At 31.2% G+C, this 20616-nt stretch carries 14 protein-coding genes and 3 tRNA genes; 6 read left to right on the top strand and 11 right to left on the bottom strand.

What is annotated here, in order from left to right; translation table 11 throughout:
• The first annotated feature begins 71 nt into the window (after positions 1-71).
• Together ABNT65_RS19395 and ABNT65_RS19390 are read left to right on the top strand one after the other, a co-directional pair.
• The gene (locus ABNT65_RS19395) at positions 72-698 is read left to right on the top strand and encodes a hypothetical protein (protein ID WP_348746608.1); all 627 of its coding nucleotides are present in this window, start codon (positions 72-74) and stop codon (positions 696-698) included.
• 221 nt (positions 699-919) lie between these two features.
• Entirely contained in the window at positions 920-1432 is a 513-nt protein-coding gene (locus ABNT65_RS19390) for a hypothetical protein (protein WP_348746607.1), read from the top strand.
• Positions 1433-1475: 43 nt separating this feature from the next.
• On the opposite strand, the gene ABNT65_RS19385 is transcribed toward ABNT65_RS19390, so the two are convergent.
• The 5 genes from ABNT65_RS19385 to ABNT65_RS19365 all read right to left on the bottom strand — a co-directional run bounded on the left by ABNT65_RS19385 (position 1476) and on the right by ABNT65_RS19365 (position 5651).
• Positions 1476-2960 (bottom strand): tyrosine-type recombinase/integrase, encoded by a 1485-nt coding sequence (locus ABNT65_RS19385; protein ID WP_348746606.1) that lies wholly within the window; start codon positions 2958-2960, stop codon positions 1476-1478.
• A gap of 255 nt (positions 2961-3215) precedes the next feature.
• Positions 3216-3289, bottom strand: a tRNA-Arg gene (locus ABNT65_RS19380).
• Between the two features lie 14 nt (positions 3290-3303).
• Positions 3304-3378, bottom strand: a tRNA-Pro gene (locus ABNT65_RS19375).
• Positions 3379-3404: 26 nt separating this feature from the next.
• Positions 3405-3487, bottom strand: a tRNA-Ser gene (locus ABNT65_RS19370).
• Between the two features lie 100 nt (positions 3488-3587).
• Positions 3588-5651 carry an HDIG domain-containing metalloprotein gene (locus ABNT65_RS19365; RefSeq protein ID WP_348746605.1) on the bottom strand — a complete coding sequence of 688 codons (2064 nt, stop codon included), beginning with the start codon at positions 5649-5651 and terminating at the stop codon, positions 3588-3590.
• A 105-nt stretch (positions 5652-5756) separates the two neighbouring features.
• Between ABNT65_RS19365 and ABNT65_RS19360 the strand changes: the two genes are divergently transcribed.
• Positions 5757-6932, top strand: a complete 1176-nt coding sequence (locus ABNT65_RS19360) for an acetyl-CoA C-acyltransferase (protein ID WP_348707294.1) — start codon at positions 5757-5759, stop codon at positions 6930-6932.
• A 25-nt stretch (positions 6933-6957) separates the two neighbouring features.
• On the top strand, positions 6958-7728 hold the full coding sequence (locus ABNT65_RS19355; RefSeq protein ID WP_348707293.1) for a C40 family peptidase: 771 nt from the start codon (positions 6958-6960) through the stop codon (positions 7726-7728).
• 79 nt (positions 7729-7807) lie between these two features.
• Here ABNT65_RS19355 and ABNT65_RS19350 read toward each other — a convergent pair whose 3' ends face one another.
• Positions 7808-10372, bottom strand: coding sequence for an ATP-dependent Clp protease ATP-binding subunit (locus ABNT65_RS19350; protein ID WP_348707292.1), 2565 nt, complete (start codon positions 10370-10372; stop codon positions 7808-7810).
• Between the two features lie 322 nt (positions 10373-10694).
• Here ABNT65_RS19350 and gyrA point away from each other — a divergent pair, with 322 nt between their 5' ends.
• Together gyrA and ABNT65_RS19340 are read left to right on the top strand one after the other, a co-directional pair.
• On the top strand, positions 10695-13193 hold the full coding sequence (gene gyrA / locus ABNT65_RS19345) for a DNA gyrase subunit A (RefSeq protein ID WP_348707291.1): 2499 nt from the start codon (positions 10695-10697) through the stop codon (positions 13191-13193).
• A 12-nt stretch (positions 13194-13205) separates the two neighbouring features.
• Positions 13206-14450 carry a tetratricopeptide repeat protein gene (locus ABNT65_RS19340; RefSeq protein WP_348740210.1) on the top strand — a complete coding sequence of 415 codons (1245 nt, stop codon included), beginning with the start codon at positions 13206-13208 and terminating at the stop codon, positions 14448-14450.
• A gap of 158 nt (positions 14451-14608) precedes the next feature.
• On the opposite strand, the gene folE is transcribed toward ABNT65_RS19340, so the two are convergent.
• The 5 genes from folE to ABNT65_RS19315 form a co-directional block, all read right to left on the bottom strand.
• Positions 14609-15298 carry a GTP cyclohydrolase I FolE gene (gene folE, locus ABNT65_RS19335; protein ID WP_348746604.1) on the bottom strand — a complete coding sequence of 230 codons (690 nt, stop codon included), beginning with the start codon at positions 15296-15298 and terminating at the stop codon, positions 14609-14611.
• Positions 15299-15340: 42 nt separating this feature from the next.
• Complete coding sequence (hisS, locus tag ABNT65_RS19330; RefSeq protein ID WP_348707288.1) at positions 15341-16705, bottom strand: histidine--tRNA ligase; 1365 nt, start codon at positions 16703-16705, stop codon at positions 15341-15343.
• 129 nt (positions 16706-16834) lie between these two features.
• Entirely contained in the window at positions 16835-17776 is a 942-nt protein-coding gene (locus tag ABNT65_RS19325) for a YihY/virulence factor BrkB family protein (RefSeq protein ID WP_348707287.1), read from the bottom strand.
• 93 nt (positions 17777-17869) lie between these two features.
• A complete protein-coding gene (locus ABNT65_RS19320) occupies positions 17870-18439 on the bottom strand; it encodes a pentapeptide repeat-containing protein (protein WP_348746603.1) in 570 nt (189 codons plus the stop codon).
• Positions 18440-18503: 64 nt separating this feature from the next.
• The gene (locus ABNT65_RS19315; RefSeq protein ID WP_348746602.1) at positions 18504-20615 is read right to left on the bottom strand and encodes a M3 family metallopeptidase; all 2112 of its coding nucleotides are present in this window, start codon (positions 20613-20615) and stop codon (positions 18504-18506) included.
• Between the last annotated feature and the right edge of the window lies 1 nt (position 20616).

The following is a 20616-nucleotide window of genomic DNA, read 5'->3' as shown; positions in this document are numbered from 1 at the left end:
TTTTTTATAATAAATGTTTAATATAAATTGCCCGACTTTAATTAAAAACTGTAATCAAAATTTTATTTATTATGAAAAACGTATTAAGAAGCTTATTATTAATATTAACTTTTAGCCTTATCTCTTGTGGAGGAAATGATGACAATATTAAAGAACCAGCAACATTGAGAGTTACTGTAACTCAATCTTTACTAAACGGTGGTGCTAAAGTGAATAACGCAACTGTATTACTATATAAGTCTATAGAAGATTTAAAAAGTAACAAAAATAAAGTAGCTGCTGGAGTAACTAATGAAGAAGGAATAGTTGTATTTAATAGTGGTTTAGAATACAATACAGATTATTATTTAGATGTAGAAAGCGGATGCATAAGCAACTATTTAAGTATAGCTTTAGAATCTACAGGTGACTATGTAGCAAATATTACTGAAGGTGTAGGAATAGTAGATTTTTCAGTACAAGCAGATGAAACTAATGCCGTTGTTATAGAAAATGCAACCAACAACGGTTACATGGTAAAACTATACGATGTTGAAATTGGAATAATAAAAGCAAATGAAACTATTACCTTAGATTATATACCTACATACTGGAGCATTGTTTCATTTATTGACACTGCCACAGGTGAAGAGTTAAGTAGTATTGATAATGATATTAAGAGCGTTTGCGGAGAAACTAAAAAGTATGTTATTAATTAATTTTCTTTTTTGAGTTAACTAAAAAAGCCTAGGAATTGTCCTAGGTTTTTTTATTATATATTTTTTACAGGAAGTAACTCTATTTTATAATATTCACACCATAACTAAGTAAAAACACCTACAAAAATACCTATTACCCCTTAATCTTTTTTCAGTGTTACTACCTATTTCATTCTTCTATTATATACAGTAGTTTTGAGGTAAACTAATCAATTTAAATTATGAAAAAAATATTTGTATTTGCATTGTTTTTATGCAGTTTACTTTTAACATCTTGTCAATCTGAAGAAACCCCAATTAATCAAATTAAGGGAGAGCAACTAGCTATTGGAGAGTTTTTTGAGAAAGTTGCTTCAATGAATTTAAAAACAAATGAAGGTAATGTTATTTACATTAGTTATTCTTACGATAAACAAAATGGGTTAATAGAGTTTTTGCAATCTGAAGAAAGGGAATTTCCATTTCCTATATTTCTAACAGAAAGTAAAGAAGCTGTTAAAGGAAAAAACTTTGCTAAAGATGAATATAAAGTATCTTGTGAAATGGGAGGTACTGGAAGCCAAAACTGGACTAAAACCTGTTCTAGTGCTTGGAAATGTGGTAAACTAGCTAAAAGTTGTTTAGATGCTGGTGGTTGCGCTACTGTATGTGCTGCCCAAATGGTTTACATACCTGATGTAAGAGAGTTTTTAATATTAGAAGAAGAGGATTATATTAAATTTAAAGATAGATAGATAACAGTATCGTTTCAATCTACGAAAAAGCCTAGGAACTACCCTAGGCTTTTTTTATTAGATATATTTTTTTTAAGTGTCTTGGCTCTGAATAACTTTTACCTGTAACCTCTTCTAATAAGTCTATTTTTGTTGGCTTTTCGTCAAAATACCTATACTTCCACCGTCTGATCCTGTTTTCATCAAAATACTCTAAATGATAAACGTATTTAGCTTCTACCTCAATACCTGAAGTATCTATAATTTGACTATGAAATTTGTCTCTCTCTTCTTCAGGATAAGTGTCTTTGTAAATTGTATCAACATTATCTCTTTCATGCCCCATTAAAGCCCTTAAAAGGTCTGGTTCAACATATAACCTAGAACCAATAGTTGCAAAAGTATGTCGTGCTACTTTTGTTGTTATATACCCACCTAAAGGAAGTACTTCTATTTTATGATATTCATTATTATTTAGCTTCTCTATCCTTTCAACATGACTATTATAGTTGTTTTGAATAATTTTTAAATTCTTATTAATTCTACTACGGTAATTTGTATATCCTGTGTAGTCCTTACGTCCTGAAAATAAAAAACCTTGGTTTGGCTTTTTCATTCGTTGCAAAATAGTAATAGCCTTATCACAAATTTTTAAATCAAATTGATACCCTCCTTCTTCAATTTTGCCTCGCGTAAAATACACTCTATCATTTTTTGCTACCTGTTTTTTCTCTAAATAATAAATATCAAATAAGTCCTGGCCCCCAAAATAAAACTGTAAAAGAAATAAATCAACAGCATCTTGTTGCCCTCTAGCTAAGTTATTAGTAAAACATTCTAGTATTTTTAATGTTTCTTTTGAAATGTTTCTTTTTTTGGTTCTATTACTCTTAACACTTATATCATTAAAAAGCCCTTCAAATGGATGTGGCGTTACCTTTAATTGTTCTCTTCGAAGTCCTTCGTTATAAATTGCACGTAGTGTTCTAAGATAATTGCTTATTGTAGTTTTTTTATTTCCAATTTTTAATTGTTCGTTTTTAAATCTAACTAAGGTTGCATAATCCAAATCAATTAAATCAATCTTAGGAACAAATTTTATAAACTGATTTAAGGCATTTTCATATACTGCTGCGTTCCCTTCCTTATCAACACCTTTTTCAGACACAACATTTTTCTTTTCTGCTGCTAAATCAAAGCCAAGCTTTATAAAATCTATTTTACCTTTACCGCCCTTTGTTTGCCTTCCTTCTATAACGTCTAATTTCCCATTTAAAGCCTTTTTAATATAATCGAATGTAATTGTATTATCGTCAAGAGATTTCAGTAGCAAAGCATCTAATAGGCTTTTTTTCTTTCTAACTAAAAATAGTTTTGTTTTGTCTTTTTTAGGCTCTTCTTTTTCAAAGTTCCAATCTTCCTTAAAAAATTTCATTTTTAAAGAAAACGGTTTTTGTTGCCCGTCACCTGTCAATTCACAAATTAAAGGATAAGCTCCATTTTTTAGTTGTTGTCCTTTTCTTGTATTTAAAAATATTTTACCTTGCATAATAATAGATGAAAAAGGGTTAAAAAAAATTCGTAAAAAATTTGTAAAAAATAGCTTTAAAACGACTTATTACGCTTTATTTCACTTTACACAAAGTTAATTATATCTTTTGTTTTTGTTGAAAAACTCGCAAAAAAAGTAGCCTAACACCTCCTTTAAAATGCCACAAAAACACACCTATACAACTAAAAAACAGTACTTTACCTCAAACAACAAACAACAAAAAAGCCTTACTAAAACTAGTAAGGCTTATTGTGATCGCGACAGGATTCGAACCTGTGACCGTCTGCTTAGAAGGCAGATGCTCTATCCAGCTGAGCTACGCGACCATTGACTCTTTTTGTCGGGGTGGCAGGATTCGAACCTGCGACCTCCTGCTCCCAAAGCAGGCGCGATGACCGGGCTACGCTACACCCCGATTGGGTCATCTGCAATTTTTTTTTGCGGAGAGACCGGGATTCGAACCCGGGCATCGAAAAACGATGACAGCTTAGCAGGCTGCTGCATTACCACTCTGCCACCTCTCCTTAATTCTTAATTTCGTTTCCGATTTGTGAATTAAAAATTGCGAGTGCAAATATATAACCGATTAAACATTCTCGCAAGTTTTTTTGATAAAAAAAATCACTAATCTGGATACTCTACTCGTAAGTGGTAGATATTCATCAACTTATTCTTAATAATTTTTTTAATTATTTCTATTTCTCTAAAGGTTATATCAGAATTTATAAACTGATCATCTTTTTTTTGCTTCTCTATAATTTTATTGATTAGTTCATCTATTGATTGCGCAGTAGGTTCTTTTAAACTTTTTGAAGCAGCTTCTGCAGCATCACACATCATTAAAATAGCTGTCTCCTTTGAAAAAGGGATTGGTCCTTGGTATTGAAACTTTTTTACATCTACATTACCATCAGGGTTATTTTCTAATTCTTTCTTGTAAAAATAATACGTAACATTAGTTCCATGGTGTGTACGTATAAAATCTATAATTCTATCTGGAAGATTATTCTTCTTAGCTATTTCAATTCCTTTTATCACATGATCTAAGATAATTCGTGCACTATCTTTAGCAGATAAATCATTATGAGGGTTCACACCTGTTGTTTGATTTTCTGTAAAATACATTGGATTTACCATCTTTCCAATATCATGATATAAAGCTCCTGTTCTAACTAACATAGAATTTGCTCCTATTTCATTAGCCGCTGCTTCCGCTAAATTTGCTACTTGCATAGAATGTTGAAACGTGCCTGGTGCTTTTTCATTTAACTCCCTCAACAACTTAGAATTTGTATTTGACAACTCTAATAAGGTTACATCTGATACTAAACCAAACACTTTCTCATAAAAGTAAATAAAAAACACAGCTAAAAATGACAGCAATCCATTAGCTGCAAACAATCCAAAATATAGTAAATTTACCTTATCCGCATTTCCTTCTTTTAAAATTGAAAACGCTAAATAAGTTATCATATATATAATGGTTATTTGCCCTATAGATATAAACAAGTTAGCTCTCTTATACAACTCTGAAACGGTAAGAATAGTAACAATTCCTGCAATTATATGTAAATAAATAAATTCAAAACTATTAGGTACAATAAATCCTAATAACAACACTGTAAGTACGTGTGTAAACAATCCTAACCTCGCATCAAAAAAAGCTTTTAAAACTATTGGTAAAATACTTAAAGGAACTACATATAAATAATCTGGATTAGCTTTTACAACAAGTGTTTGCACTAAAATCATTACAAAGACATTAAAGAAAATAAAAGTCACCTTATTATTATCCTTATAAATATCCAATCGATAGCGTTCTAAGAAAAGTAACAACATTAATAGGGCTAAAGACACCAAAACAGTATAACCAAAAACAATCCAATTATAATTAGATTTTGTCCAAATAGTAGATTGTGAAGCTAATTGAAATGATTTTAATGCATGAAAACTTTCCCCTTCAACTATATCACCTTTAGTAATAATCAACTCTCCTTTGGACACTTTTCCTTTTGTATATGAAATATCTTTTAATCGTTGTTGTAGCTCCTTACTTGTAAATTTATCATCGTAGCTTACGTTAGGCCTAATAACTTCTGTTATTACATTTAATAAAAACCGTTGCTCATTTTCATCTAATTCAACTACCTCTTTGTTAATTATTGGTAAGACATCTTTTGATTGTATAAATTTTGTAAAAAGTACTTCTTCTATAGAGTTCCCTTTTCTTAGAACAACAACTTCATTAAATCTGTCCACCTGTTTTTCAACGCTTAAAGCATCTATAAAACCATATTCGTATACTATATTAAGAATACTCGTTCCTTTGTTCTTTATCTTACTAACTTGTTTCGTACTTAAAGAATCTGAGGAGGACAACAATTTCAACTCATTTTTATAAGCTATATAAGCTTGCTCTTTAATGTTTTTATCAAATGCAAAATATTTTTTTGATTGTTGAGACAGTTGTTCTTTTTCCTCTTTAATTTCTTCATCGCTTTTATGAATTGCAAAATCAAAAGGGGCATATAAATTATCATATTGCCAAGGCTTTCCTGAGACAAAGTCATATTTAAACTGTCCTCCTTTTGGGAATAAGTATACAATAGCAAAAGCTGTAACTAAAAATAACAATACTTTAAAAACAATAGCATTATTTTTATATAGTTTTGTAATAATTTTATTCATTTTCTGTTTTTAAATGATAAAGATAACCTTTCTGTATTATTTGAGTACTTGCTATAAAATAGTTATTTTCGCAAGACTAAAATTAACGCAAATTTATACTATATAATGAAAGAAGTAGTCATCGCATCAGTTGCTCGTACTCCAATAGGAAGCTTTTTAGGAACTTTATCAAAAATACCAGCTCCAAAATTAGGGGCTATCGCTATAAAAGGCGCTCTTGATAAAATTGACTTAAAACCAGAATTGGTTGAGGAAGTTTTCATGGGGAATGTTGTTTCTGCTGGATTAGGACAAGCACCAGCTCGTCAAGCAGCTATATTTGCTGGTATTCCAGAATCAGTGCCATGTACTACCGTTAATAAAGTTTGTTCTTCTGGAATGAAATCTATAATGTTAGCTGCTCAAACAATTGCTCTTGGCGATGCTGAAGTAGTTGTTGCCGGAGGAATGGAAAATATGAGTATGATTCCACATTACCAACACGCTAGAACAGGAAGTAAATTTGGACCTGTTAAAATGGAGGATGGAATGCAAAGAGATGGCTTAGTTGACGCATACGAACAAGTAGCTATGGGAGTTTGTGCTGATGAATGCGCTACTGAATATAGCTTTTCGAGAGAAGATCAAGACGCTTTTGCTGTTGAATCATATAACAGGTCAGCTAAAGCATGGAGTGAAGGTAAATTTGCTGACGAAGTAGTTCCTGTTGAAGTTCCACAAAGAAGAGGTGAGCCTTTAATTTTTGCAGAAGACGAAGAATATAAAAATGTAAAGATGGAAAAGATTCCTTCTTTACGTCCTGCTTTTACAAAGGAGGGTACTGTTACTGCAGCTAACGCCTCAACTATAAATGACGGAGGTGCTGCTCTAGTATTAATGTCTGCTGAAAAAGCAAAAGAATTAGGGGTTACTCCATTAGCAAAAATTAAAAGTTATGCAGATGCTGCACATGAACCAAAGTGGTTTACAACTGCTCCTGCAAAAGCTCTTCCAAAAGCTCTAGCTAAAGCTGGAATATCCATAGATGATGTTGATTATTTTGAATTAAACGAAGCTTTTTCAGTTGTTGGGTTAGCTAATATGAAAATACTTAACCTTGCATCAGATAAAGTTAATGTTAATGGTGGAGCTGTTTCATTAGGACATCCTTTAGGTGTTTCTGGAGCTAGAATTATTATTGCTTTAACTTCTATTTTAAAACAAAATAACGCTAAAATAGGTGCTGCTGGAATTTGTAACGGTGGTGGCGGTGCTAGTGCAATGGTTATTGAACGTGTTTAATCTTATAAAACCTATTATTCCTTAAATGTTCGGAATTTGTAATCTTAGTATTGTCCCATTACGTTTAGCTCCTTCAGATACATCTGAAATGGTGAATCAAGTATTATTTGGTGAGCATTTTACTATACTTGAAAAAGATAAGAAATGGAGTAAAATAAAGCTAGAATTTGATGGCTATGAGGGATATATTGATAACAAACAATACCAAGAACTATCAGAAGAACAATTCAACACTTTCAGTAAAAGTAAAAAATACTACGCAGGTGAATTGATAGATTTTATTACTGACAGTAACAACAATTTAACTACAATACCACTTGGAGCTCATTTACCATTACTTGAAAACAAAAAATTAAACATTAATGGTAATCATTTTTTATATGACGGAAAAGTAGCTAATAAAAAACTTCCAAAGGCTGCAATTATAGAAACAGCTTATTTGTTTTTAAATGTACCATATTTGTGGGGAGGTAAGTCTCCTTTTGGAATTGATTGCTCTGGCTTTACACAAACTGTCTATAAACTTTGTGGATATGAACTTTTACGTGACGCTAAAGAACAAGCTACACAAGGAGATGTTTTAAGTTTTATAGAAGAAAGTGAACCCGGAGACTTAGCTTTTTTTGACAATGAAGAAGGTATTATTACACACGTTGGTATTATTATGAATGATTATAATATTATACATGCTCATGGTAAAGTTAGAATTGACAAGCTAGATCATAGTGGAATATACAATATTGACTCTCAAACACACACACACAAACTTAGAGTTATAAAACGACTTATACATTAATTACTACGTATAACATGAGAGCCAAAAAAAAGGGATGAAATTATAAACTTCATCCCTTTTTACTTTATTTTAAAAATTATTACTGATCCTCTCCGTCAAATTCAGTTCTAGTCTCAGCAGGTTTTTCACCTTTCTCAATCTTAATAATAAGCCTTTTAGTCTTCTTATCTAAATCCATAAATATAGAATCACCTTCATCTAGCTTAGAACTAACTATTTCTTCTGCTAAAGCGTCTTCAATATATTTTTGAATAGCTCTTTTTAAAGGTCTAGCTCCATATTGTTTGTCATATCCTTTATCAGCAATATAATCTTTAGCTTCATTACTAAGTGTTAATTCGTAACCTAGATCTGAAATACGAGTCAATAATTTATTTAACTCAATATCTATAATCTTATGAATATCCTCTCTTTCTAAAGTATTAAAGATAATTACATCATCAATACGATTTAAAAATTCTGGGGCAAAAGATTTCTTTAAAGCTCCTTCAATAATACTTTTAGCATGTGCATCTTCTTGATCTTTTTTAGATGCCGTACCAAATCCTACACCTCCTCCAAAATCTTTCAATTTACGAACACCAATATTAGATGTCATGATGATGATTGTATTTCTAAAGTCTATTTTACGACCTAAACTATCTGTAATATGTCCATCATCTAAAATTTGCAACAACATATTAAACACATCTGGATGCGCTTTCTCAATCTCATCTAATAAAACTACTGAATATGGTTTTCTACGAACCTTCTCTGTTAATTGTCCTCCTTCTTCATACCCTACATACCCTGGAGGCGCTCCTATTAAACGAGAAATTGCAAACTTCTCCATATATTCACTCATATCTATTCTAATAAGTGACTCATCAGAATCAAATAATTCTCTTGCTAATACTTTAGCCAATTGTGTTTTACCCACACCTGTTGACCCTAAGAAAATAAAAGAACCTATTGGTTTGTTAGGATCTTTCAACCCTACTCTATTTCTTTGAATAGCCTTTACTACCTTAGTAACAGCTTCATCTTGCCCAATTACTTTCCCTTTAATTAGATTTGGTAATTCTGCTAAACGATTACTTTCAGCTTCTGCTACTCTATTTACAGGAATTCCCGTCATCATAGAAACTACCTCTGCCACATTATCTTCAGTTACCGTTTCTCTGTGCAGTTTAGAATCTTCTTCCCATTGACTTTGAGCAGAGTCTAACGCCATCTCCATATTCTTCTCATCATCACGTAATTTAGCAGCTTCTTCATATTTCTGACCACTAACAGCTTTTGTCTTACGTTCTCTTATCTCTTCTAACTTAGCTTCTAATTCTAAAATTTGCTGAGGTACTACAATATTAGTAATATGAATACGAGAACCCGCTTCGTCTAACGCATCAATAGCTTTGTCTGGCAAATACCTATCTGTCATATATCTATTCGTCAATTTCACACAGGCTTGAATAGCTTCATCTGTGAAATTAACATGGTGATGCGCTTCATATTTCCCTTTGATATTATGCAGAATTTGAACTGTTTCTTCAACAGTAGTAGGGTCAACAATTACCTTTTGGAAACGACGTTCTAACGCTCCATCTTTTTCTATATTTGTTCTGTATTCATCTAATGTTGTGGCTCCAATACATTGAATTTCACCTCTAGCTAAAGCTGGCTTCAACATATTTGATGCATCTAAAGAGCCTGTAGCTCCTCCTGCACCAACAATGGTATGGATTTCATCTATAAACAAAATAATATCATCGTTTTTCTCAAGCTCATTCATCAAAGCTTTCATTCTTTCTTCAAACTGCCCTCTATATTTAGTACCCGCAACTAAACTTGCTAAATCTAAAGAAACAATTCTTTTATCGAATAAAATCCTAGACACTTTTCTGCTAACTATTCGTAAAGCCAACCCTTCTGCAATTGCTGATTTACCAACCCCTGGCTCACCTATTAACATTGGGTTATTCTTTTTACGACGACTAAGAATTTGAGAAACACGTTCTATTTCTTTTAGCCTTCCAACCACAGGATCTAACTTACCTGCTTCTGCCAAAGCCGTTAAATCACGCCCAAAATTATCTAAAACGGGGGTTTTAGATTTCTTTGCTTGCTTTCCTCTAGAAGAAGATTGTTGTCCAAAAGGATTTGTTTTATCATCTGCAAACTCATCATCTGAAGGTGTTTCAGCTAACGGGCTTGATGAAAAGTCTCCAACATGTAACTCTTTATATAAAGCTTTAGCTTGCTCATAATCTATATCATATTTCTGTAGCAATTTTGTTGTTGGATCATTTTCATTTCGCAAAATACACAACAACAAATGCGCTGTATCGATAGCATTGCTTTGATATAGTTTAGCTTCTAAAAACGTAGTTTTAATAGCTTTTTCTGCTTGTCTGGTAAGATGTAAGCTCTTCTTTTGGTTATTTAATAAAGATGAAGAAGATGGATTTAGTTTTTCTAATTTATTGCGCACTAACTCTAAATCTACGTCAAACGTAGTTAAAATTTCGATTGCTTTCCCATCTCCCTTCCTTATCAGACCTAAAAGTAGATGTTCAGTTCCAATAAAGTCATGCCCTAAACGTAGTGCCTCTTCTTTACTAAAAGTGATTACATCTCTAACTTGTGGTGAAAAATTATCGTCCATAAAATTAATTTGTGTCTGTGTATGTAAATTTAGTGAGATTTTTTGATAAAAAATTACAAAAAAAGTGCCAATTCTTATTTTTTGACATCTTGTCTATACAAAAAGACAAACATTTTTACAATTTTACATTAAGCTATCGTTAAAATTGTTAATAACTCTATTTAAAACAACATTAACAAACATTGTGTAAAACATGTCATTATTGTATCTTGCAATGATTTAAAAAATACATGTTTTTTTTACATGTTCCAAGTGAGTTTTATTTTTTTATAAAATTCACTTTTTTATCGAATAAGAGTACTAATATTTTAAACAAAAATATATGGCAGATGGCGAAAAGTTGATTCCTATCAACATTGAAGAACAAATGAAAGCGGCATATATCGACTATTCAATGTCGGTAATTGTATCTAGAGCTCTACCTGATGTGCGAGATGGTTTAAAACCTGTACACCGTAGAGTTTTATTTGGAATGCATGAGTTAGGAATTAAATCTACAGGAGCCTATAAAAAATCCGCAAGAGTTGTTGGTGAAGTATTGGGTAAATATCACCCGCATGGAGATACTTCTGTATACGACTCTATGGTTCGTATGGCGCAAGATTGGAGTGTTCGTTACATGATGGTGGACGGACAAGGAAACTTTGGGTCAGTTGATGGTGATAGTCCAGCAGCAATGCGTTACACCGAGGTTCGTATGCAGAAAATATCAGAAGAAATGTTATCTGATATTGAAAAAGAAACTGTTGATCATAAATTAAATTTCGACGATACTTTACAAGAACCAACTGTTTTACCAACTCGAATTCCCAACTTATTGGTTAATGGAGCTTCTGGTATTGCTGTAGGTATGGCTACTAACATGGCGCCTCACAACTTAACGGAGGTTATTAATGGAACAATAGCTTACATAGACAATAGAGAGATTGAGATTGATGAATTAATGCAACACATTAAAGCCCCAGATTTCCCTACTGGTGGTATAATCTATGGTTATGATGGTGTAAGAGATGCCTTTCATACTGGTAGAGGTAGAATTGTTATGCGTGCTAAAGCTAATATTGAAGAAGTAAAAGGCCGTGAATGTATTGTAGTTACTGAAATTCCTTATCAAGTTAACAAAGCAGAAATGATTAAAAAAACTGCTGATTTAGTTAATGATAAAAAACTAGAAGGAATTGCCAGTATTCGTGACGAGTCAGACAGAAAAGGGATGCGTATTGTGTATGTTTTAAAGCGTGATGCTATTCCTAATATTGTTTTAAATAAGTTATTTAAATACACACAACTACAAACTTCTTTTAGTGTAAACAATATTGCTTTAGTTAAAGGTCGTCCTGAACAACTAAACTTAAAGCAACTAATTCATTACTTTGTTGAACATCGTCATGAAGTTATTGTTAGAAGAACTCAATTTGAATTAAGAAAAGCAGAAGCTAGAGCACATATTTTAGAAGGTTTAATTATAGCTTCTGACAATATTGATGAAGTAATTGCAATTATTAGAGGTTCTTCTAATGCAGATGAAGCTAGAGCTAAATTAATAGAACGCTTTGAGTTAACTGAAATTCAAGCTCGTGCTATTGTTGAAATGCGTTTACGCCAATTAACAGGTCTGGAGCAAGATAAATTACGCGCTGAATATGATGAAATTATCAAAACAATTGCTGATTTAAAAGATATTTTAGCTAATGAACCAAGACGTTACAACATTATAAAAGAAGAATTAACTATTATTAGAGATAAATATGGAGATGAGCGCCGTTCAGTAATTGAGTATGCTGGAGGTGACATGCGTATTGAGGACATGATTCCTAACTCTAAAGTAGTGGTTACAATCTCAAACGCTGGTTACTTAAAAAGAACCAATCTAGACGAATATAAAGTTCAAAATAGAGGTGGTAGAGGTCAAAAGGGTGCTACAACAAGAAATGAAGATTTCTTAGAACACTTATTTGTTGCTACCAACCATCAATATATGATGTTCTTTACCCAAAAAGGTAAAGTGTTTTGGATGCGTGTTTATGAAGTTCCAGAAGGTGGTAAAAATACTAAAGGTAGAGCCATCCAGAATCTTATTAATATTGAACAAGACGATAAGGTAAAAGCTTTTCTTGTTACTGGTGATTTAAAAGATGAGGAATACATCAATAACCTTTATGTTATTATGGCTACCAAAAAAGGTCAAGTTAAGAAAACTCCTTTAGAGCAATATTCTAGACCGAGAACTAATGGTATTAATGCTATTACTATTAAAGAAGGTGATGAACTTTTAGAGGCTAAATTAACAACTGGTGATAGCCAAGTAATGTTAGCCTTAAAATCTGGTAAAGCTATTCGTTTTGAAGAAGAGAAAACTCGACCAATGGGTAGAACTGCTTCTGGTGTAAGAGGTATTACACTTCAGCATGAAAATGATGAAGTTATTGGAATGGTATCTGTTAACGACATGGAAAGTAACATTTTAGTTGTTTCAGAAAAAGGGTATGGAAAGCGTTCTAAGCTTGAAGACTATCGTATAACTAACAGAGGAGGAAAAGGTGTAAAAACATTGAATATTTCCGAAAAAACTGGTAATTTGGTTGCCATTAAAAACGTTGATGATTCTAACGATTTAATGATTATTAATAAATCTGGACTAACTATTCGTATGGCTGTTGAAGACTTACGTGTAATGGGTAGAGCTACTCAAGGAGTTCGTTTAATTAATATAAAAAATAATGACAGTATAGCTGCCGTTGCTAAGGTTATGCATGAAGAGGAAAGCGAAAATGGCATGGAAATTGAAAACGATAGTAACGAAAACCCAGAACAACAATAAAATATCCCAAAAATGAGAAAACAAATTTTAGCACTTTCTTTAGGAGTTGCATCATTAAGCGCAGTAGCACAAAAAGCTGAACTTAAAGCTGCTGAAAAAGCTATAAAAAAACAAGAATTTAACAGTGCAATTACATCACTAAACGCAGCTGAAAAGTTAATTGCAAATGCTGACGATAAATACAAGTCTAAATTTTACTTTTTAAAAGGTAAAGCTTATGCTGCTAAAAAAGATTATAAAACATCTGCGGAAGCAATCAATAAATTAATTGCTTTTGAAAAACAAATTGGTAAAAGCAAATACACTGGAGAAGCTCAACCAATGTTAAATAAAATGATTCAAGATGTTTCAAATAAAGCTATCAACCTTTATAATAATAAAAAGGATTATAAAAATGCATCTGAATACTTCTATTTAACGTATGTTTTAAGTCCTAAGGACACATCTTTTGTTTATAATGCTGCAATTGCTTCTCATCAAGCAAAAGACTTAGACACTGCATTAAAATATTATACTGAGTTAAAAGACATTAATTATACAGGTATTGAGACTCAATATTTAGCTACTAATAAATTAACTGGTAAAGTTGAAAACTTAGGTTCTAAGCAACAAAGAGATTTGATGATTAAAACTAAGCAGTATATAAAACCAGAGAATAAAGTATCTGAATCTAAATATTCAACTATAGTTAAGAATATTGCTTTTATTTTAAAAGAGCAAGGTAAAACCGATGAAGCTATCAAGGCTTTGGCTGAAGCTCGTAAAGCTAATCCTAAAGATTTAAATTTATTACTTAATGAAGCTGACATGTACATTAAGTTAAAGCAAATGGATAAGTTTGGTAAATTAATGTCTGAAGCTATTGCTTTAGATCCTAATAACCCAACATTATACTATAATTTAGGTGTTGTTAACTTTAATCAAGGTAGAGTTGAAGACGCAAAAAAATACTACAAAAAAGCAGTTGAATTAAAGCCTGACTATGGTGATGCTTATATGAATTTAGCTGTAGTTGTTTTAGATCAAGATAAAGCTATTGTTGAAGAAATGAACAAAAACTTATCTAACTTTAAAAAATATGATGAGTTAGCTCTGAAACAAAAAGAGGTATATAAAGAAGCTATTCCTTATTTAGAAAAAGCTGATGGCCTAAATAGAACTATGGACACTGTTAAAACTTTAATGAATATCTATGAAGTTTTAGAAATGGAAGGTAAGGCTAAAGAGTACAGAGATATTTATAAATCTATGAAATAATATCTTTTCTTTATAAAAAATAAAAAAGTGAAATCTTAATTGATTTCACTTTTTTATTTTATCATAACTCTTGAAGCCTGTTAGTTATGCATAAAACATAAAAAAGTCATTGAATTAAATCAATGACTTTATATTAAATTGTAAGAAAGAATTACAGTTTAGTGGAAAGTAGTATCCATTTTTAAATAGTCTAAAAATTCTTTTTTAGTCTCTTTATTTTTAAACTTCCCTCCAAATTCAGCAGTAACTGTACTACTTTCAATATCTTTTATTCCTCTAGAATTAACGCATAAATGCTTTGCATCAATAACACAAGCCACATCTTTTGTTCCTAAAGCTTCTTGCATTGCTTGTACTACTTGCATTGTTAATCTTTCCTGAACTTGTGGCCTTTTAGCAAAATACTCTACAATTCTATTCATTTTGGAAAGTCCAATTACTTTTCCATTAGAAATATAAGCTACATGAGCTCTACCGATAATTGGTAATAAATGATGCTCACATGTAGAATAAACAATAATATTCTTTTCTACCAACATTTCTCCATAATTATAGGTATTATCAAATGTTGATGGTTCTGGCATATTTGCTGGATTTAATCCCATAAAAAGCTCTTTAACATACGCTTTTGCCACACGCTTAGGAGTTCCTTGCAAACTATCATCTGTTAAATCCATTCCAAGAGTTTCTAAAATTTCTTTTACACTCTTTTCAATTCGTTTTATTTTTTCTTCGTCCGAAATATCAAAAGCATCTTTTCTTAATGGCGTTTTAGCCGAAGTTCCGATGTGGTTTTCTCCTATTTCGTCAATTCTATCGTTGCTCATATTATTATTTAGTTCGAACATTGTTTAAAAAAATTGATTTTGCAAAGATACGCAATCCTTTACTTACTTTATTAAATTAACAATTTCATTTAGTGTAAGTAAATTTTCCTCTCTATTCTGCATATTCTTTACTCTAAATTTATCATCTTCCATATTACTAACTACAAATTCAATTTCTCTATTTGTAGCATATTTCCATTGCTTTTTTTGTTGATTGTTACTTGTTGCTAGATCTGGATAAAGTTCTGACTTTATATTTTGCCCTCTTAAAACTTTAATTGCTTTTATCTTTGCTAGACTTTCACTTCCATCAAAATTCAAAAACAGTACTTTTGGTTTTGGTAACTCTACAGTTTCAAATAATCCAAGCTCTTCCATTACCAAATAAATCCTATCTAACCCAAAAGAGATCCCTACACCAGAAACATCTTTCATGCCAAAAATACCTGTTAAATCATCATATCTTCCACCGCCACCAATAGAACCTATTTTTACTTCTCTTGGCGCTGCTACTTCATAAATAGCTCCTGTATAATAATTTAACCCTCTTGCTAAAGTTACATCTAACTCCAAACTAGCAGAAGACAAACCTAATTCAGAAATTGCTTCTACAATAAAACGTAACTCTTCAACCCCTTTTAATCCTTCTTCAGAAGCTTCTAACATATTTTGTAAAGAAGCTAATTTATCATTATTACTTCCTGTAAAACTAAATAAAGGGTCCACTTTTGCTATAGCTTCTTCACTAATACCTTTCTCCAACATTTCCTTGACAACACCTTCTTTTCCAATTTTATCAAGTTTATCTAAAGCAACGGTAAAATCAATTAGTTTATCCTTTGCCCCTATTACTTCAGCTATTCCAGATAATATTTTACGATTGTTGATTTTGATAGTCGTTCCTTGTAAACCTAGCTTACTAAAAACGGTATCATATAATTGTACAAATTCTACTTCTTGCCAAAGCGATTTACTTCCTACTACATCTGCATCACATTGATAAAATTCTCTAAACCTTCCTTTTTGAGGTCTATCAGCTCTCCAAACGGGTTGGATTTGATAACGTTTAAAAGGAAAGGTAATTTCGTTTTGGTGCTGAACTACATAGCGTGCAAACGGCACTGTTAAGTCATAACGCAATGCTTTTTCTGAAATACTAGGAATTACTTTTTGACTGTTTTTTTCTTCTAACAATTTAACATCAACTTTCTTTAAATAATCTCCTGAATTTAAAATTTTAAAAATCAGTCGATCTCCTTCTTCTCCGTATTTTCCCATTAATGTAGAAGAGTTTTCAAAACTTGGGGTTTCTATAGGTTGAAATCCGAAATTCTCAAACGAATGCTTAATAGTAGAAAAAATATAATTTCTTTTTGCTACTTCTGTTGAGGAAAAATCTCTGGTTCCTTTTGGGATACTTGGCTTCATTTTTTTTAATTATGAATTATTAATTTTCAATTATCAACTATTAATGAACGGTTATCAACAACCTAATTAATTACTCATAAAGGTTAACTAATTATCACTCATTAATGATTGAGCCTGCAAATATCTGAATTAATCGGCAATTTTTGAAGCTTTATTTTTTCGTTTTAATTGATAAATGGTAGCATTTAACTCAAATCCTAATAATAGTATAATAGCATTTAACCATACAAACAACATTAGTATTAATAAGGTTCCTATAGAACCATATAATTGATTGTATTTTGCAAATTTTACGACATAGATTCCAAACAAGTAAAATGTAAACATAGACACAACCGTTGTTAAAATTGCTCCTGGAGAGAAAAACCGTACTTCTTTTCCTTGTTTGGTTCCATAACGAAATAGCAAAGAAACAATGGTAAAAATCATTAATAAAAACAGAAAACCTCTTCCATAATAGAATAAATCTAAATCGTTAGTATTGAACCAACCTTTTTCATCAATTTTTGCTAAGGCTACTTGATATAGTATTACAAATACAACAGTTGTTATTAAGAAAAAAGACATTAACAAAGAAACTCCCAACGATATCATATAAGCTTTCACTATGTTTCTATATTCTTTTACATGATATGAATATTCAAATCCTCCGAAAATAGCATTCACTCCGTTTGTCATTAAAAAAATAGACGCTAAGAAACCAAATGATAATAATCCCCCATATTGGTTGTTTAAAATATCGTTTAATACACCGTCAACTGCATTGAATGTTTTTGGCGGTAATGCTTCTTGAATTAAAGAGAATAACCCCTCTTGAAAACCGTCTATAGGTAAATAAGGAATTAAGGTTAAAATAAATAACATGAATGGGAATATTGCCATAAAAAAACTAAAAGCAATTCCTCCAGCTCTTGTTGTTAAAGCTCCTTTTACTATACCTAACACATACATTTCCAAAACATCATATAATGACATTCCTTCTAACCCAGGGATTTTTATTGTTTTCCCAAGTTGAATTAACCATTTTATTACTGGTATTTTCTCTAATTGTTCTTCTATTTTTCTTGACATTTTTTTGATTGCAATTACTATAATTGTTGTTAAAGTTATTATAGTTTTATTAAATTAAAGAACCTCTATACATTTTATTTTTTCTTTTAGGTATTATTCTATTATTATAGCATACTTTTTTAATAAACCTTCTATATTATCTTTTGAAAAAATTGCTTTATTTAGTTCATTCCTTTCAAGGTCAATTATAAAGTTTTTTGCAGTTTTAAAATTGGCACTTTGTAAGTTAGTTTCTTCAAATATAGCTCCGTTCAAATCACAATTATCAAAATAGGAGTTTTGAGCGTCAGCTTCAGTAAAATCGACTTCTAAAATTTGACAATCTACAAATTGAAAATTATGCATTTTTAATTGGTAAAAAGAGGAATAATCTAACTGGCAATTCGTGAAGTTTATACGTAATAAAAAAGGATCAACTTCATAAAATTTAATACCTATTAACTTTGAATTGATAAAATGTGTTTCCTTAAAACTACTCTCTTTAAGTTGTGCATTACTTACATTACAGTCTATAAACTCACACTCTAAAAACTCAGAATTATTAATGTGTAGTTCAGAAAAATCGCAGTTTTTAAATATACAAGAATCAAAGTCAGTTCTACTTAGCTCTTCACTAGTAAAACTGACTTTATCAAACTCTTCACTGTCAAAATATTCATTCATTTATAACAGGTTTTTCAATAATCAGTTATTTTTTATCAATTAACACTGATTTATTTTTTAGGGATTATTTCAACCCTCTGGCTTTTAACATTGGTACAGCTTGTGGATCTCTACCTGCAAATTCCTTATACATTTCTGCATAATCCATGGTGTTTCCTTTAGATAAAATTTGATTGCGGAATTTTTGTCCATTTTCACGAGTTAATAATCCGTTGTTTTTAAACCAATCATATGCATCATGACTTAACATTTCTGTCCATAAATATGAATAATACCCTGCTGCATATCCTCCACTAAACACGTGTGCAAAATAAGTTGATCTATATCTTGGTGGAATTTCTGCCACTTTTAATTTCATTTTCTCTAATGCTTGCTCTTCAAACTTAGCTACATCATCAATACTAGTATCAGCAGAAATCGTATGCCACTGCATATCTAAATTAGAAGAACAAAGGTTTTCTATAATTGAATATCCTTGATTAAAAGTTCCTGCATTTTTTATTTTTTCTAATAGTTCACTAGGAATTACTTCTCCTGTTTTATGATGCAATGCATAATTATTTAAAATTTCTGGGTGTGTTGCCCAATTTTCATAAAACTGTGATGGAAATTCCACAAAATCTCTAGCAACACTTGTTCCCGAAATAGACTCATAGGTTTGATTACCAAATAATCCGTGTAAAGCATGCCCAAACTCATGGAATGTAGTCTCAACGTTATCAAAACTAATTAATGCAGGTTGTCCTTCCGCTGGTTTAGGGTAATTACAAACATTATAGATTACTGGTTTTTGATTTCTTAACTTTGATTGCTTCACAAAAGCACTCATCCAAGCCCCTCCTCTTTTACTATCTCTGGCAAAAAAATCGCCATAAAACAATCCTAGTTTGCTGCCATCTTCTTCAAAAACTTCATATACTACTACATCTGGATGATAGGTTGGAATGTCTGTACGTTTTTTAAAGGTAATTCCAAATAACTTCGTAGCCGCATAAAAAACACCTTTTTCTAGTACATTGGTTAATTCAAAATATTGTTTCACCTCTTCTTCATCTAAATTGTATTTAGACTTACGTACTTTTTCTGCATAATGATTCCAATCATAAGGAGCTAACTTAAAATCACCGCCTCCTTTATTTATTTCTGCTTGTATTTCTTTTACTTCAGAGGAAGCTTTTTCAAGTGACCCAGGAATTAAACCATTAAACATATCAAAAACTTTTACTGGTTTAGAAGCCATAGTACCTTGTAAACTCCAGCTAGCATAATTTTCAAAACCTAAAATCTGTGCTTTTTTAGCTCTTAATAATGCCATCTTTTTAACCATTTCACTGGTATTATACGTTCCAGCATCTGTACGATGAATTGATTTTTCAAACAATTCTTTACGAGTTTCTCTATTTTCTATTGTTTGTAATAAAGGTTGCTGGGTAGTATTAATTAACTGTACCTCATACTTTCCTTCTTTTTCTAACGATTTTATTTTTTCATCAGAAAGTCCTTTCAATTTACTTTTATCTGTAAGTGATAATCCTCCTTTTTTACTCGCATCTAATAGCTTTTTACCAAAATCATTAGATAGAGTAGCTAACTGAGCGTTAATTTCTTTTAACTGTTTTTTCTTTTCTTCCGATAAATTAGCTCCTGCTTTTACAAACTTTTTGTAGTATTCTTTTACTAAGTGTTTAGATTCTTTATCTAAATTTTCTTTTTCTAAATTATCATAAACCGTTTTAATTCTCTTAAAAAGTTGTGTGTTTAATAAAATTTCATCGGTATGTTTGGAAGTTATTGGCGCTAACTCTTTTTTATTTTCTTTAATAACATTATTAGTGTGCGCACTTGCTAACGCATAAAACACTGTATTTACTTGATCTAATAATTTATCACTTTCTTCTAAAGCTAAAATGGTATTTTTAAAAGTAGGTGCTTCCTGATTTGCTACTATTTTTGCTATTTCTTCATTCTGAACTTTCATACCTTTAAGTATTGCTGGCATAAAATGTTCATTTTTTATTTTAGTAAAATCTGGTGCTCCATAATCTAAGGTACTTTTAACTAACAAAGGGTTTTCTGTTGTATCCATAGGTATTTCCTTTTTTGTTTCTTTAGATTGCTTGGTATTACACGAAGTAATTAAAGCTAAAGTAACTGCTGCTATTACGTATTTCTTCATT

The sequence above is a fragment of the Tenacibaculum sp. 190524A02b genome, from assembly GCF_964036645.1.
GTDB lineage: Bacteria > Bacteroidota > Bacteroidia > Flavobacteriales > Flavobacteriaceae > Polaribacter > Polaribacter vairaonense.
This window is presented reverse-complemented; position numbering and strand designations above follow the sequence as displayed.